Source organism: Pseudomonas gebzensis (assembly GCF_034427815.1).
Taxonomy (GTDB): Bacteria; Pseudomonadota; Gammaproteobacteria; order Pseudomonadales; family Pseudomonadaceae; genus Aquipseudomonas.
This window is the reverse complement of the sequence record NZ_JAXQNS010000011.1, coordinates 151,528-167,096: the sequence shown is the minus strand read 5'-3', so window position 1 is coordinate 167,096 and position 15,569 is coordinate 151,528. Positions and strand designations below refer to the sequence as shown.

The window sequence follows — 15,569 nt, the reverse complement described above, 5'->3', positions numbered from 1 at the left end:
CACCCATTGCCCTCCCCGCCTCACTCTGTCCAAGGCCCTTGCATGTCCGATCCCCGTTACCAGATCGACGTCAGCGTCGTGACCCGCTACCTCAAAGACCAATCCGATCCCGACACCCAGCGTTTCGCCTTCGCCTACACCGTCACCGTGCAGAACACCGGCAACGTCAGCGCTACGCTGATGTCCCGTCACTGGTTGATCACCAACGGCGACGGCGAAGTCGAAGAGGTCCGCGGCGCCGGTGTCGTCGGCCAGCAACCGTTGATTGCGCCTGGCCATTCGCACACCTACAGCAGCGGCTCTGTGATCGCCACGAAGGTGGGCATCATGCAGGGCAGCTACCAGATGCTGGCCGAAGACGGCACCCACTTCGAAGCCGCGATCGCCCCGTTCCGCCTGGCGGTGCCCGGGGCCCTGCACTGATGGCGGTGTACGCGGTCGGTGACCTGCAAGGCTGCCTGCAGCCGCTCAAGTGTCTGCTGGAGCGGGTTCGCTTCAACCCTGCCGTCGATCGCCTGTGGTTGGTCGGTGACCTGGTCAACCGTGGCCCCGAGTCGCTGGCAACCTTGCGCTTTCTGTATGCGATGCGCGATTCGCTGGTCTGCGTGCTGGGCAATCACGACCTGCACCTGCTCGCCGCCTGGCACTCTGTCGAGCGACTGAAAAAAAGCGATACGCTGCGTGAGATTCTCGACGCGCCGGATGCCGATCAGCTGCTGCACTGGTTACGCCAGCAGAAGCTGCTGCACTACGACGAGGCGCGTGGCGTGGCGATGGTCCATGCCGGCATTCCACCGCAATGGACGCTGGGAACCGCATTGGAGTTGGCGGCCGAGGTCGAGCAGGTGCTGCGCGATGACAATCGCCTCAAGCTGTACCTCGATGGCATGTACGGTAACGAGCCGAACAAGTGGAGCAAGCAACTGGCCGGTGTCGAGCGTCTGCGGGTCATCACCAATTACTTCACGCGCATGCGGTTCTGCACCGCGCAGGGCAAGCTCGACCTCAAGAGCAAAGAAGGCCTGGACACCGCGCCCAAAGGCTTCAGGCCCTGGTTTACGCACAAAGAACGTCGTTCGCGGCACGTCAAGATCATCTTCGGCCACTGGGCCGCCCTCGAAGGCCGCGTCAGCGAGCCTGGGGTAATCGCGCTGGACACTGGCTGCGTGTGGGGCGGCGCCATGACCTTGTACAACGTCGACAGCGGTGAATACCATCGCTGTGACTGCGCCGAAGGCGGGGCCTTGCCCGCCGTCAACGCGCCCGCCCAATCTGACAACCAGCCCTGAAGGAGACACCCATGAGCGAATTCAAGCGCATCCCCCCTGAACAGGCGCACACCTTGCGCGAGCAAGGCGCGGTGGTGGTCGATATCCGCGACACACAAGCCTTTGCCGCAGGGCATATCGTCGGCGCCCAGCACCTGGACAACCACTCGGTGGCTGATTTCGTCCGCGCCGCTGACCTCGACGCCCCGACCCTCGTGGTCTGCTACCACGGCAACTCCAGCCAAAGCGCCGCGGCCTACCTGATTCAACAGGGCTTTTCCGACGTCTACAGCCTCGATGGCGGTTTCGAGCTGTGGCGCACCACCTACCCTGCCGACATCGCTCAGGGCAGCGCCGAATAAATTTTTCTTCGTGACGCCAGCCCGCGCTCCCTGCGGGCTCCCGCCTCCCCGGATGAACGGTCGAGCGGGTGTTCTTTCCCTACCGACCTTGACCTTGCGCAGAACCAACTATCCTTAGAGGCAGGCCATCCAACTAGGGGAGAGCCGGTACACCGCCACGCGGGTCATCGGTAGCGTTTCAAGGGTGCTCTGGGGGGTAACAGCAATCGGTATCGCCGCTTGCATGCCAGCATCAGCTGATTGATCCGACGTCGGCTCCACGTATCGAGCGAGGTGACGTCATGAGCATTTTTAGCCACTTCCAACAGCGTTTCGAGTCCACGCGGCAGGAGGAACTCTCGCTGCAGGAGTACCTTGAGCTGTGCAAGGCGGACCGCAGTGCCTATGCCTCGGCAGCCGAACGGCTGCTGCTGGCCATCGGCGAGCCGGAATTGATCGACACCTCCGCCAACTCGAGGCTGTCGCGGATTTTCTCCAACAAGGTGATTCGCCGTTATCCGGCGTTTGCCGACTTCCACGGCATGGAAGAGTGCATCGAGCAGATCGTTTCCTACTTCCGCCACGCCGCTCAGGGGCTCGAAGAAAAGAAACAGATCCTTTATCTGCTCGGCCCCGTCGGCGGTGGTAAATCGTCGCTGGCTGAAAAACTCAAACAACTCATGGAAAAGGTGCCCTTCTACGCGATCAAGGGATCACCGGTGTTCGAATCACCGCTCGGCTTGTTCAACGCGACAGAAGACGGCGCCATCCTGGAAGAGGAGTACGGGATTTCCCAGCGCTACCTGAGCACCATCATGTCGCCGTGGGCCACCAAGCGCCTGCAGGAATTCGGCGGTGATATTTCCAAGTTCAAGGTGGTCAAACTCTACCCTTCGATTCTCAATCAGATCGCCATCGCCAAGACCGAACCCGGCGATGAGAACAACCAGGATATTTCGGCGCTGGTCGGTAAGGTCGATATCCGCAAGCTCGAAGAATTCCCCCAGAACGATGCCGATGCCTACAGCTACTCGGGCGCACTCTGCCGGGCCAACCAGGGCCTGATGGAATTCGTCGAAATGTTCAAGGCGCCCATCAAGGTGCTGCACCCCTTGCTCACGGCCACTCAGGAAGGCAACTACAACAGTACCGAAGGCCTGGGGGCGATTCCCTACACCGGGATTCTGCTGGCGCACTCCAACGAATCGGAGTGGCACACCTTCCGCAACAACAAGAACAACGAAGCTTTCATCGACCGTATCTACATTGTCAAAGTGCCGTATTGCCTGCGCGTCAGCGATGAAATCAAGATCTACGACAAGTTGCTGGTCAACAGCTCGCTGGCCAATGCCCATTGCGCGCCCGACACGCTGAAAATGCTCGCGCAGTTCACCTCGTTGTCACGGCTCAAGGAGCCGGAAAACTCCAACATCTACTCGAAGATGCGCGTGTATGACGGCGAAAACCTCAAAGATACCGATCCCAAGGCCAAGTCGATCCAGGAATACCGCGATTCGGCCGGTGTGGATGAGGGCATGAACGGGCTTTCGACCCGCTTTGCCTTCAAGATTCTCTCCAAGGTGTTCAACTTCGACCCCCACGAGATTGCCGCCAACCCGGTGCATCTGCTCTATGTGCTGGAACAGCAGATCGAGCAGGAACAGTTCCCGGCCGAAACCCGCGAGCGTTACCTGCGCTACCTGAAGGAATACCTGGCACCGCGCTACATCGAGTTTATCGGCAAGGAAATCCAGACGGCCTACCTGGAATCCTACAGCGAGTATGGCCAAAACATCTTCGACCGCTATGTGCTCTACGCCGACTTCTGGATTCAGGACCAGGAGTATCGCGACCCTGAAACCGGTGAAATCCTCAATCGCGTGGCGTTGAACGAGGAGCTGGAAAAGATCGAGAAACCCGCCGGCATCAGCAATCCGAAAGACTTCCGTAACGAGATCGTCAACTTCGTGCTGCGAGCCCGGGCCAACAACAACGGCAAGAACCCCAGCTGGCTCAGTTACGAGAAACTGAGGGTGGTGATCGAGAAGAAAATGTTCTCCAACACCGAAGACCTGCTGCCCGTCATCAGCTTCAACGCCAAGGCCAGCAAAGAGGACCAGAAAAAGCACAACGACTTCGTCACGCGCATGGTGGAACGCGGCTATACCGATAAGCAGGTACGTCTGCTCTCTGAATGGTACCTGCGGGTCAGGAAATCGCAGTAACGCGGCAAGCGATGAGCCGCACGCTTCAAGCTGTCTGGCGCCGAGTTCACACCCGGCGCTCTGGCTTGCCGCAGCGGTGGCTGCTTTTTCTTGCAGCTTGAGGCTTATGGCTTGCAGCTGCTTCCAGCTACCGGAGGAACCATGAGCTACGTAATCGACCGACGCCTGAACGGCAAGAACAAGAGCACGGTCAATCGCCAGCGCTTCTTGCGGCGCTACCGTGACCACATCAAGAAGGCCGTCGAAGAGGCCGTCAGCCGGCGCTCCATCACGGATATGGAACACGGCGAGCAGATCAGTATCCCGGGGCGCGACATCGACGAACCGGTGTTGCACCATGGTCGGGGTGGCAAGCAGACCGTCGTTCACCCCGGCAACAAGGAATTCACGGCGGGCGAACACATTGCCCGTCCACAAGGGAGTGGCGGCGGCGGCAGTGGCCGCGGCAAGGCGGGCAATTCCGGCGAAGGCATGGACGAGTTCGTGTTCCAGATCACCCAGGAAGAGTTTCTCGAGTTCATGTTCGAGGACCTTGAGCTGCCCAATCTGGTCAAGCGTCACCTGAACGGCACCGATACCTTCAAGACCGTGCGCGCGGGTGTCAGCAGCGAGGGCAACCCCTCTCGCATCAATATCGTGCGCACCCTGCGCTCAGCCCACGCCCGGCGTATCGCGCTCACCGGCAGCAGCCGGGCGTTGCTGCGCGAGGCTCAGGCTGAACTGGCCCGGCTCAGAGTCGAGGAGCCCGACAACTTCACCGATATCCAGGCCGTCGAAACAGAAATCGAACGGCTACGCGCGCGCATCAATCGCCTGCCCTTCCTCGACACGTTCGACCTCAAGTACAACTTGCTGGTCAAGCAACCCAACCCCAGTTCAAAAGCAGTGATGTTTTGCCTGATGGACGTTTCCGGTTCCATGACACAGGCCACCAAAGACATCGCCAAGCGCTTCTTCATCCTGTTGTACCTGTTCCTCAAGCGCAATTACGACCGCATCGACGTGGTTTTCATCCGCCACCACACCAGCGCCCGGGAAGTGGACGAGGAAGAGTTCTTCTACTCTCGGGAAACCGGCGGCACCATTGTTTCAAGTGCCTTGAAGTTGATGCAGGAAATCATGGCCGAGCGCTATCCCACCAATGACTGGAACATCTACGCCGCCCAGGCCTCGGACGGTGACAACTGGAACGACGACTCGCCCATCTGTCGGGATATTCTCGCCAAACAGATCATGCCCCACGTTCAGTACTACACCTATGTCGAGATCACCCCGCGTGAACACCAGGCGTTGTGGTACGAGTACGAGCGCATGGGCGAAGCTTTCCCTGACACCTTTGCCCAGCAACAACTGGTCTCGGCCGGTGATATCTACCCGGTCTTCCGTGAACTCTTTCAGCGCAGGTTAGCCACATGACCGCCAGAGCCCAGAGACGCCAGCCCATCTCCACCGGGTCCGAATGGACATTCGACCTGATTCAGACCTATGACCGGGAAATCAGTCGTCTGGCCGCCCGCTATGCGCTGGACACCTACCCCAACCAGATCGAGGTCATCACCGCCGAGCAGATGATGGATGCCTATGCCTCGGTGGGCATGCCGCTGGGCTATCACCATTGGTCGTACGGCAAGCAGTTTCTCAGTACCGAGAAGTCCTATACGCGCGGCCAGATGGGGCTGGCTTACGAAATCGTGATCAACTCCGACCCCTGCATCGCCTACCTCATGGAAGAGAACACCATGTGCATGCAGGCGCTGGTGATTGCCCATGCCTGTTATGGCCATAACAGTTTCTTCAAGGGCAACTACCTGTTCCGCACTTGGACCGATGCCACCTCGATCATCGACTACCTGGTATTTGCCAAGCAGTACATCAGCCAGTGCGAGGAGCGCCACGGCATCGATGCGGTGGAAGACCTGATCGATTCCTGCCATGCGTTGATGAACTACGGAGTCGACCGCTACAAACGCCCCTATCCCATTTCGGCCGAAGAAGAGCGGCGGCGGCAGAAAGAACGAGAAGAGTATCTGCAACGTCAGATCAACGATTTGTGGCGCACCATCCCCAAGGGCGCCGAGAAAGGGGACGACAAGGACTTCGCACGCTTCCCGGCCGAACCACAGGAAAACATTCTCTACTTCATCGAAAAACACGCTCCGCTCCTGGAACCCTGGCAGCGAGAAGTGGTGCGCATCGTGCGCAAGATCGCGCAGTATTTCTATCCACAGCGTCAAACCCAAGTGATGAACGAAGGCTGGGCGACGTTCTGGCACTACACCCTGATGAACGACCTGTACGACGAAGGCCTGGTCACCGAAGGCTTCATGATGGAATTTCTCCAGTCGCATACCAGCGTGGTGTTCCAGCCTGGATTCGACAGCCCGTATTACAGCGGTATCAACCCGTACGCGCTGGGCTTTGCCATGTACACCGACATTCGTCGCATGTGCGAACACCCGACCGACGAAGACCGTCACTGGTTCCCGGACGTCGCTGGCAGCGACTGGCTGTCGACCTTGAAATTCGCCATGAGCAGCTTCAAGGACGAGAGTTTTATCCTGCAATACCTCTCGCCCAAGGTGATGCGCGACTTGAAGCTGTTCAGCATCCTTGACGACGATCAGCGCGACGACCTGCTGGTGCCGGCCATCCATGACGAAGACGGTTACAGGATCATCCGCGAACAGCTGGCAGCGCAATACAACCTCGGCAATCGCGAGCCGAACGTGCAGATCTGGAGCATTGATCGACGCGGAGACCGGTCGCTCACGCTGCGCCACCAACAGCACAACCGCAAGCCACTGGGCGATTCCACCGAGGAAGTCTTGCGCCACCTGCATCGTCTGTGGGGCTTCGACATCCACCTTGAGACCGTGCAAGGCGAGCAGGTCATGAAAACCCACCACATGCCGCCGCGCAGCGAACACGGGGAAAGCGTCGAGTACGGGCGCATGGACCTGGCCATGGCCCGCCACCCCTGAGAGGGAACTGCCTCCGGTACGGCTCACGCGGTATGCTGGGCGTCGTACTGGAGGCTTTTTCATGCACATTTACAAAGTTGGCGGCGCCGTCCGCGACCGTCTGCTCGGCCTGGCCGTCAGCGATATCGACTGGCTGGTGGTGGGCGCTAGCGTCGAAGAGATGCACGCCCAGGGTTACCGGCCGGTGGGCGCCGACTTTCCCGTGTTCCTGCATCCCATCACCGGGGAGGAATATGCGCTGGCCCGCACCGAGCGCAAGAGTGGTCGCGGTTATGGCGGCTTCACGTTTCACGCCAGCCCCGAGGTGACCCTCGAAGAGGACCTGATTCGCCGCGACCTCACCATCAATGCCATGGCCGAGGACGCGCAAGGGACGATTCACGATCCCTACCACGGCCAGCAAGACCTGCAAGCGCGCTTGTTGCGCCACGTATCCCCCGCCTTTGCCGAAGACCCGCTGCGTGTGCTGCGTGTGGCGCGTTTCGCCGCCCGTTATGCCCCGCAGGGCTTCCACGTGGCCGACGAGACGCTGGCCCTGATGCGCCAGATCAGTGAGTCAGGCGAGCTGCAGGCGCTGACCGCCGAACGTAGCTGGAAGGAAATCGAACGGGCGCTGATGGAGGCGCAACCTGAGGTGTTCGTTCAGGTGCTGCGCGACTGCGGCGCGCTGAAAGAGCTGATGCCAGAGGTCGACGCCTTGTTCGGGGTACCGCAGCCCGAAGCACACCACCCGGAAATCGACAGCGGCGTGCACACCCTGGCCGTGCTGCAGCAGGCGGCCGTGCACCGTCAGCCTCTGCAGGTGCGCTGGGCCTGCCTGCTGCATGACCTCGGCAAGGGCACGACGCCACAGGACCAATGGCCTCGACACATCGCCCACGAGCACCGTGGGCTGAAGCTGATCAAGGCGGTCAATCAGCGTTTCAAGGTGCCACGGGAGTGTCAGGAGCTGGCGTTACTGGTTGGCGAATACCACACCCATGGGCACCGAGCCCTGGAGTTGCGGCCCGAGACGCTGCTGGAGTTGTTGCAGACGTTCGACGTGTATCGGCGGCCCCAGCGCTTCGAGGACTTCATCGCCGCCTGTGAGATGGACGCGCGCGGTCGGCTGGGGTTGGAAAAACGGCCTTATCCACAAGCTGACTACCTGCGTGCGGCAGCCTGCGCTGCGCGCGCAGCCAGCGCGCAGCACCTGATCGAGCAGGGCCTGGAGGGCAAGGCGCTGGGTGATGCAATCAAGCGAGAGCGCTTGAACGCACTGAAGGCGTTCAAGGCTGAGTACGCCTCATCAACAGCGTAACGGCGCGCAACGCCTGATCCGACCAGGATCAGGCGGCGGTCAGGGCGGGGTCAGTTGCTGTCCGCGCCACTGGAAAGGCACCGGCGCCAGCACCTGCTCGATGTCGGCCTCCTGCCACAACTGCGCCATGCTTTTACCCGCCAACGGATGCTGCAGATCCGGGGCAAGCAGCGACAATGGCCACAGCACGAACGCGTTTTTCAAGATTTCGGCCCGGGGTAATACCAGGCCATCGAAGCTGCCGTGCCAATCGCGATACATCAGCACGTCGATGTCCAGCGGCAGCCCCTTGCGCTGCGGGGCATAACGACCGTTGTCGGCTTCGATGAGCTTCAGGCGTCGATCCAGTTCGAGCAGCGGCAAAGAGGTCTGCCCTGTCACGACCAGATTGATGAACCGACCACTCTTGATCCCCACCGGATCACTCTCGAAGGCCGCCGAACAGCGCATGTCGCTGAGAATCCCGGCCAACGCGTCAAGACCGGCCTGCAGATGCCGCTCACGGTCGATGTTGCTGCCCAGCCCCAGGTATACCGTGCTCAGAGACATCCGCGCTCGATCTCCACGCCAACACCACCGCGGGCAGCCGGAATAGCACCGGGTTTGACGACCTTCAGGCGCATCCAGCTGATGCCGAATTCGGCCATCAAGCTTGCGGCCAGGCGCTCGGCAAAGGTTTCCACCAGTTCGAACCGCGCCTGCTCGGCGAAGGCCTGAATGCGCGTGGTGACGGTGGCGTAATCGAGCGTCAGGCTCAGGTCATCACCGGCGGCGGCCGGACGGTTGTCCCAGGCGAAACTCAGGTCCAGACGCAGGCACTGGCGGATGTCACGCTCCCAGTCATAGGCGCCAATGACGGTATCGACTTCCAGGCCTTCGATGAACACTCTGTCCAAGCACTTCTCTCCACAGCACGACAAGGGCGACGGGCGCCGTTAGAATCAGGGCGTCCTCGCCCGGAATAGTTCGCATGTTTTGGTTTTTGGCACTGCTCGCCTACTTGCTTGGCTCGCTGTCCTTCGCCATCGTCCTCAGCCGGCTGGCGGGTAGCCCCGACCCACGCTTGAGCGGTTCGGGTAACGCCGGCGCGACCAACATGCTGCGTCTGGCCGGACGCCGAATGGCGATCCTGACCCTGTTGGGCGACCTGTGCAAGGGCATCTTGCCCGTGGTCCTGGCCAAGCTGGCTGGGCTCGACCTGCAGGCACAAGCCTGGATCGGTCTGTGCGCGGTGGGCGGTCACGTGTTCCCGGTGTATTTCCGCTTCCATGGCGGCAAAGGCGTCGCCACGGCGGCAGGCATGCTCATGGTGGTGTATCTGCCGGCTGCTCTCCTCGCGATCGGGGTCTGGGCGCTGACGTTGTACCTGAGCCGCACCAGCTCCCTTGCCGCCTTGATCGCCACGCCACTGACCCTGCCGTTGCTGGCCTGGCGCCAACCCGAGGCACTGTTGCCGACAGCCGTGCTGACCTTGCTGATCCTCTGGAGCCACCGCAACAACCTGCGGGCCCTGCTCGCAGGGCATGAGCGCCACTTCTGAACGCCGAACACTGCCTGTAGGCCTTGATGCCAGCCAGCTGAACCGCGTTGTAATCAGTGGGGCCAACCGCAGCGCCGGACCGGCCGCGATGGGGCACAAAGCGAAGCGACCCCGATCACGTAACTGACGGGCATCAGCCTGTAGCTTCCTGCTTTCAAACGCCGAGCCCTCAAAGCGGCGGCAATTGCTCCATGGGCCAACGGGCCTGCACGCTGATCGCCAGATCCTGCCGCTGCCCGGCCAGCAGCCGCTGGCAACCGGCGTAGGCGATCATGGCGCCGTTGTCGGTACAGAACTGGGGCCGGGCGTAGTAGACGGCACCCTTCAAGCCCGCAAGCATCTCTTCGAGTGACAGCCGCAGCGCCGTGTTAGCGCTTACACCACCGGCAATCACCAGGCGTTTGAGCCCAGTCTGCTGCAGGGCACGCTTGCACTTGATGGTCAGGGTCTCGACCACGGCCTGCTGGAACGCCAGCGATATGTCGCAGCGGGTCTGCTCGGTGTCGTCGCCTGCGGCGCAGCACTGCTGCCAGGTGTTGAGCGCGGACGTCTTGAGGCCGCTGAAGCTGAATTCCAGCCCTGGCCGATCAGTCATCGGCCTTGGGAACTTGAAACGCCCCGGCGTGCCGCTTTGCGCCAGGCGGGCGATCTCAGGGCCACCCGGGTAATTCAGGCCGATGAGCTTGGCCGTCTTGTCGAAGGCCTCGCCGGCCGCATCGTCCAGGCTTTCGCCCAGCAACTGGTATTGGCCAATGCCATCGACACGTACCAGCTGCGTGTGACCGCCGGAAACCAACAAAGCGACGAACGGAAATTCCGGTGGCTGCGCCTCGAGCATCGGCGCCAGCAGGTGGCCTTCCATATGGTGGACGCCAATGGCCGGCACGTCCCACGCGAAAGCCATCGCCTGGGCGCAGGAAGCACCGACCAGCAAAGCGCCGACCAGGCCCGGGCCTGCGGTATAAGCGATGGCGTCAATGTCGCTCGCAGCGCGCTCGGCAGTGCTCAAGACCTCGCGGATCAAGGGCAGCATGCGCTTTACGTGGTCACGCGAGGCGAGTTCGGGCACGACCCCGCCATAGACGCGATGGAGGTCGATCTGGCTGAACAGTGCGTCGGCCAGCAGGCCTCGCTCGCTGTCATATAATGCGACGCCAGTCTCGTCGCAGGATGTTTCCAAGCCCAGTACTAACATGGGTGCGTGCCTTGTAGAGGCTGAATTCGAAGCGGCGCATGATAGTCGCCGTGCCAAGTGCCGACTAGCGGTTTTCGATCAGAGGCTTTGCATTCCTGCTGGGTACGGGGTAACATCCGCAACCCTTGAAAACCGACGTTCTCCAGCACACCTTGTTTTGCCAGGAGTACGTCTACCCCGGTAACGAATAAGGTAGCTCTGGATGCCAGCCGTCAAAGTTAAAGAGAACGAACCCTTCGACGTCGCTCTGCGTCGTTTCAAGCGCTCCTGCGAAAAAGCCGGTGTATTGGCTGAAGTTCGTAGCCGCGAGTTTTATGAGAAGCCGACCTCCGAGCGCAAGCGTAAGGCAGCAGCCGCTGTCAAGCGTCACGCCAAGAAGGTTCAGCGCGAACAGCGCCGCGCCGTTCGTCTGTACTAATACAGACGCTCGTCGCAACGCTTCTGCCAAAGCCCGGCCTCGTGCCGGGCTAATGGCAGTTGTAGTTTCAAGCCTTGGGCCATGCGCCCTGGGTGCCCCGGCAAAAGCCATGGGCAAGCTGTAACACCACGTCAGACCTGATCCCTGATCAGTTGTGCACGTCTACTGACGAGTCTTTCGAGGCTGCCGACGCGCACGCTCCACCCCGCACTCCCTTTCTTTTTCATCACTGGCCGCGACGTCCGCGCGCGAGCGTTTAGACTTGCCAGTAGCCAGATGACGAGACCGCCATGGCCGGGCTGATTCCGCAGAGTTTCATCGATGACCTCCTGAACCGCACCGATATCGTCGATGTGGTGAGTTCGCGCGTGCAGCTCAAGAAAACCGGCAAGAACCTGTCTGCCTGCTGCCCGTTCCACAAGGAAAAAAGCCCGTCCTTCACGGTGAGCCCAGACAAGCAGTTCTATTACTGTTTCGGCTGTGGCGCAGGCGGCAACGCGCTGGGCTTCATCATGGACCACGACAACCTGGACTTTCCCCAGGCGGTCGAGGAACTGGCCCGCGCAGCCGGCATGGAGATCCCGCGCGAAGAAGGCCGGCGCAACCAGAAGCCGCGCCAGCCGACCGACTCGCCGCTGTACCCGCTGCTGGAAGCGGCCGCCGAGTTCTTCCGCCAGGCACTGCGCAACCATCCGACGCGCAAGTCAGCGGTCGAATACCTCAAGGGTCGCGGGCTGTCCGGCGAAATCGCCCGCGACTTCAGCCTGGGCTTCGCACCGCCCGGCTGGGACAACCTGCTCAAGCACCTGGGCGCTGACACGCTGCAGCAAAAGGTCATGATCGACGCCGGCCTGCTCATCGAGAATGCCGAAAGCGGCAAGCGCTACGACCGCTTCCGCGACCGCGTGATCTTTCCGATCCGTGACAGCCGCGGTCGGGTCATCGCCTTTGGCGGCCGAGTGCTGGGCGACGACAAGCCCAAGTACCTCAACTCGCCTGAAACCTCGGTGTTCCATAAAGGCCAGGAACTGTACGGGCTGTATGAGGCGCGCAAGCACCACCGCAATCTCGACGAGATCATCGTCGTCGAAGGCTACATGGACGTCATCGCCCTGGCCCAGCAAGGCTTGCGCAATGCCGTGGCGACGCTCGGCACCGCCACCAGCGAAGAGCACCTCAAGCGCCTGTACCGTGTGGTGCCGAGCGTACTGTTCTGCTTCGACGGTGACCAGGCCGGGCGCAAGGCGGCCTGGCGCGCGCTGGAATCGACCTTGTCCAGCCTGCAGGACGGTCGCCGTGCGCGCTTTCTGTTCCTGCCAGAAGGCGAGGACCCGGACAGCCTGGTTCGCGCAGAAGGCACCGACGCTTTCCACGCCCGCATCAACCAACACGCTCAACCGCTCGCCGATTATTTCTTCGAGCAACTGAGCAACGAGGCCGACCCCCGTTCGCTGGAGGGCAAGGCCCACCTGGCCACGCTGGCCGCGCCGCTGATTGAAAAAGTGCCTGGCGCCAACCTGCGCCAGTTGATGCGCAATCGGCTGCGCGAGATCACCGGCCTGGACCCGCAGCAGGTCGAGCAACTGGCGCAGAGTGCGCCTGCGGCCAGCTCACCCGATTACGACCCGGGCTATGACTACGATGCCATGGCCAGCTTCACCCCCCACTATGGCAACCTGGTGCCGGTCGAGCAGTACGCCGGCCATCAGGAACAACGTCCCTGGACGCCAGACAAGCCACAGGGCAAGAAGCAATGGCAGGACAAGCCCTGGAAAAAGGGCGGCAAGCCCTGGCAGCGCGGCGATCAGCGCGACCCGCCACCTCGCGTGCCGGCGCCCGTGGAACCGCCCACCCTGTCAGCACTGCGCACCTTGATTCATCATCCGTTACTGGCCGGCAAGGTCGAGAACGCCAGCCACTTCGCTGACGAAGAGCATGTCTACAGTCAGTTGCTGGTGGCCTTGATCGAGGCCGCGCAGAAAAATCCTCGACTAAGCTCGATGCAACTCATCGCTCGCTGGCACGGCACCGATCAGGGTCGACTGCTACGGGCCCTGGCCGAAAAGGAGTGGTTGATTGATGGCGAAAACCTTGAACAACAGTTCATTGACACCATAACCAGTTTGTCCGCTCGCCAGCGCGAGCGAAGGCTTGAACATCTGATGAAGAAGGCGCGTCTAAGCGATAACGGCCACGGCCCAGCGCTCACCAGCGAAGAAAAAACCGAGCTGGTGGCCTTGCTCATTCGTCATGTTCCAGCACAAACCCCGACCTCAACTGGCGCGTGAGGTCCATGCTCGGGTATAATCCTCGGCTTGTTTTTTGCCCGCCAAGACCTTCAGTGGATAGGGTGTTATGTCCGGAAAAGCGCAACAGCAGTCTCGTATCAAAGAGTTGATCACCCGTGGTCGTGAGCAGGGTTACCTGACTTACGCGGAGGTCAACGACCACCTGCCGGAGGATATTTCAGATCCGGAACAGGTGGAAGACATCATCCGCATGATCAACGACATGGGGATCAACGTATTCGAGAGTGCTCCGGATGCGGATGCCCTTCTGTTGGCGGAAGCCGACACCGACGAAGCTGCGGCCGAAGAAGCTGCAGCGGCGTTGGCGGCCGTTGAAACCGATATTGGCCGTACGACTGACCCGGTGCGCATGTACATGCGTGAAATGGGTACCGTCGAACTGCTGACCCGCGAAGGCGAGATCGAAATCGCCAAGCGCATCGAGGAAGGCATCCGCGAAGTCATGGGCGCCATCGCTCACTTCCCGGGCACCGTCGATCATATCCTTAGCGAATATGAGCGCGTGACCACCGAAGGTGGCCGCCTGTCGGATGTGTTCAGCGGTTACATCGACCCTGACGACGCCATCGCCACGCATGGTGATGAAGCGCCAGTCCCCAACGCCAAGTCTGCCGACGCCAAGAAGGAAGACGACGAGGAAGAGGACGGCGACGACAGCGACGATAGCGAAGACGAAGTCGAGAGCGGCCCTGATCCAGAGCTCGCCCGTCAGCGTTTCGGCGCAGTGGCCGAGCAGCGCGATGCCACCCTCAAAGTGCTCAAGAAGCATGGTCGTGCGCACAAAGACAGCCTGGCGGCCATGGTTGCGCTCGCCGAACTGTTCATGCCGATCAAGCTGATTCCCAAGCAGTTCGAGGCGTTGGTAGAACGCGTCCGCGGTGCACTGGAACGTCTGCGTGCCCAGGAACGCGCCATCATGCAGCTGTGTGTGCGTGATGCCCGTATGCCGCGTGCCGACTTCCTGCGGTTGTTCCCCAGCAACGAAACCGACCAGACCTGGAGCGGTGACCTTGCCAAGCGCAGCACCAAATGGGCAGCCGCCCTGGGTGAGAAAGACGCAGCAATCGTTGCTTGTCAGCAGAAGCTGATCGACCTCGAGAAAGAGACCGGTCTGAGCGTTGCTGAAATCAAGGACATCAACCGCCGCATGTCCATCGGCGAAGCCAAGGCACGTCGCGCCAAGAAGGAAATGGTCGAGGCGAACCTGCGCCTGGTGATTTCGATCGCCAAGAAGTACACCAACCGCGGCCTGCAATTCCTCGACCTGATCCAGGAAGGCAACATCGGCCTGATGAAGGCGGTGGACAAGTTCGAATACCGCCGCGGTTACAAGTTCTCGACCTACGCCACCTGGTGGATTCGTCAGGCGATTACCCGCTCTATCGCTGACCAGGCGCGCACCATCCGTATTCCGGTGCACATGATCGAAACGATCAACAAGCTCAACCGCATTTCCCGGCAGATGTTGCAGGAAATGGGTCGCGAGCCGACGCCGGAAGAGCTGGGCGAGCGCATGGAGATGCCTGAGGACAAGATCCGCAAGGTATTGAAGATCGCCAAAGAGCCGATCTCCATGGAAACGCCGATTGGTGACGACGAAGACTCGCACCTGGGTGACTTCATCGAGGACTCGACCATGCAGTCCCCGATCGACGTGGCCACGGTCGAAAGCCTCAAGGAAGCGACCCGCGATGTTCTGTCCGGCCTGACCGCCCGCGAAGCCAAGGTGCTGCGCATGCGTTTCGGTATCGACATGAACACCGACCACACGCTGGAAGAAGTCGGTAAGCAGTTTGACGTTACCCGCGAGCGGATTCGTCAGATAGAGGCCAAAGCGCTGCGCAAGCTGCGCCACCCGACGCGTAGCGAGCACCTTCGCTCCTTCCTCGACGAGTGATGACCAACCCCGGCCCAGGCCGGGGTTTTCTTTTGCCCTATAGCATCATCAGCCTCCCTTCAGCAGTCACTTTCTCAGACTCGCTAGACGCCTGC

General features: G+C 61.0%; 14 protein-coding genes. 11 read left to right on the top strand and 3 right to left on the bottom strand.

What is annotated here, in order from left to right:
• Positions 1 to 42: 42 nt before the first annotated feature.
• The 7 genes from apaG (at position 43) to SJI00_RS19600 (ending at position 8,115) form a co-directional block, all read left to right on the top strand.
• Positions 43 to 423 (top strand): Co2+/Mg2+ efflux protein ApaG, encoded by a 381-nt coding sequence (gene apaG / locus SJI00_RS19630; RefSeq protein ID WP_322463334.1) that lies wholly within the window; start codon positions 43 to 45, stop codon positions 421 to 423.
• Positions 423 to 1,289, top strand: a complete 867-nt coding sequence (locus SJI00_RS19625) for a symmetrical bis(5'-nucleosyl)-tetraphosphatase (protein ID WP_322463333.1) — start codon at positions 423 to 425, stop codon at positions 1,287 to 1,289. Before apaG ends, SJI00_RS19625 begins: the two co-directional genes overlap by 1 nt.
• An 11-nt stretch (positions 1,290 to 1,300) precedes the next feature.
• Positions 1,301 to 1,630 (top strand): thiosulfate sulfurtransferase GlpE, encoded by a 330-nt coding sequence (gene glpE, locus SJI00_RS19620; RefSeq protein ID WP_322463332.1) that lies wholly within the window; start codon positions 1,301 to 1,303, stop codon positions 1,628 to 1,630.
• 281 nt (positions 1,631 to 1,911) lie between these two features.
• Positions 1,912 to 3,834 carry a PrkA family serine protein kinase gene (locus SJI00_RS19615; RefSeq protein WP_322463331.1) on the top strand — a complete coding sequence of 641 codons (1,923 nt, stop codon included), beginning with the start codon at positions 1,912 to 1,914 and terminating at the stop codon, positions 3,832 to 3,834.
• Between the two features lie 141 nt (positions 3,835 to 3,975).
• Positions 3,976 to 5,250: a YeaH/YhbH family protein gene (locus SJI00_RS19610; RefSeq protein WP_322463330.1), complete on the top strand. Its 1,275-nt coding sequence runs from the start codon at positions 3,976 to 3,978 to the stop codon at positions 5,248 to 5,250.
• A complete protein-coding gene (locus tag SJI00_RS19605) occupies positions 5,247 to 6,815 on the top strand; it encodes a SpoVR family protein (protein WP_322463329.1) in 1,569 nt (522 codons plus the stop codon). Before SJI00_RS19610 ends, SJI00_RS19605 begins: the two co-directional genes overlap by 4 nt.
• A 61-nt stretch (positions 6,816 to 6,876) precedes the next feature.
• A complete protein-coding gene (locus SJI00_RS19600) occupies positions 6,877 to 8,115 on the top strand; it encodes a multifunctional CCA addition/repair protein (RefSeq protein ID WP_322463328.1) in 1,239 nt (412 codons plus the stop codon).
• Positions 8,116 to 8,154: 39 nt separating this feature from the next.
• On the opposite strand, the gene folK is transcribed toward SJI00_RS19600, so the two are convergent.
• Positions 8,155 to 8,664, bottom strand: coding sequence for a 2-amino-4-hydroxy-6-hydroxymethyldihydropteridine diphosphokinase (folK, locus tag SJI00_RS19595; RefSeq protein WP_322463327.1), 510 nt, complete (start codon positions 8,662 to 8,664; stop codon positions 8,155 to 8,157).
• Positions 8,655 to 9,011, bottom strand: a complete 357-nt coding sequence (folB, locus tag SJI00_RS19590) for a dihydroneopterin aldolase (RefSeq protein WP_322463326.1) — start codon at positions 9,009 to 9,011, stop codon at positions 8,655 to 8,657. Before folB ends, folK begins: the two co-directional genes overlap by 10 nt.
• 74 nt (positions 9,012 to 9,085) lie before the next feature.
• Between folB and plsY the strand changes: the two genes are divergently transcribed.
• Positions 9,086 to 9,655 carry a glycerol-3-phosphate 1-O-acyltransferase PlsY gene (gene plsY / locus SJI00_RS19585; RefSeq protein WP_322463325.1) on the top strand — a complete coding sequence of 190 codons (570 nt, stop codon included), beginning with the start codon at positions 9,086 to 9,088 and terminating at the stop codon, positions 9,653 to 9,655.
• Positions 9,656 to 9,824: 169 nt separating this feature from the next.
• Here the strand turns inward: plsY and tsaD are convergent, their stop codons facing one another.
• Entirely contained in the window at positions 9,825 to 10,850 is a 1,026-nt protein-coding gene (gene tsaD, locus SJI00_RS19580; RefSeq protein WP_322463324.1) for a tRNA (adenosine(37)-N6)-threonylcarbamoyltransferase complex transferase subunit TsaD, read from the bottom strand.
• 202 nt (positions 10,851 to 11,052) lie between these two features.
• On the opposite strand from tsaD, the gene rpsU reads away from it, so the two are divergent.
• The 3 genes from rpsU to rpoD all read left to right on the top strand — a co-directional run bounded on the left by rpsU (position 11,053) and on the right by rpoD (position 15,474).
• Positions 11,053 to 11,268 (top strand): 30S ribosomal protein S21, encoded by a 216-nt coding sequence (gene rpsU / locus SJI00_RS19575; protein ID WP_002551877.1) that lies wholly within the window; start codon positions 11,053 to 11,055, stop codon positions 11,266 to 11,268.
• A gap of 290 nt (positions 11,269 to 11,558) precedes the next feature.
• On the top strand, positions 11,559 to 13,556 hold the full coding sequence (dnaG, locus tag SJI00_RS19570; protein ID WP_322463323.1) for a DNA primase: 1,998 nt from the start codon (positions 11,559 to 11,561) through the stop codon (positions 13,554 to 13,556).
• A gap of 67 nt (positions 13,557 to 13,623) precedes the next feature.
• Positions 13,624 to 15,474 (top strand): RNA polymerase sigma factor RpoD, encoded by a 1,851-nt coding sequence (gene rpoD / locus SJI00_RS19565; RefSeq protein ID WP_322463322.1) that lies wholly within the window; start codon positions 13,624 to 13,626, stop codon positions 15,472 to 15,474.
• Positions 15,475 to 15,569 lie beyond the last annotated feature (95 nt).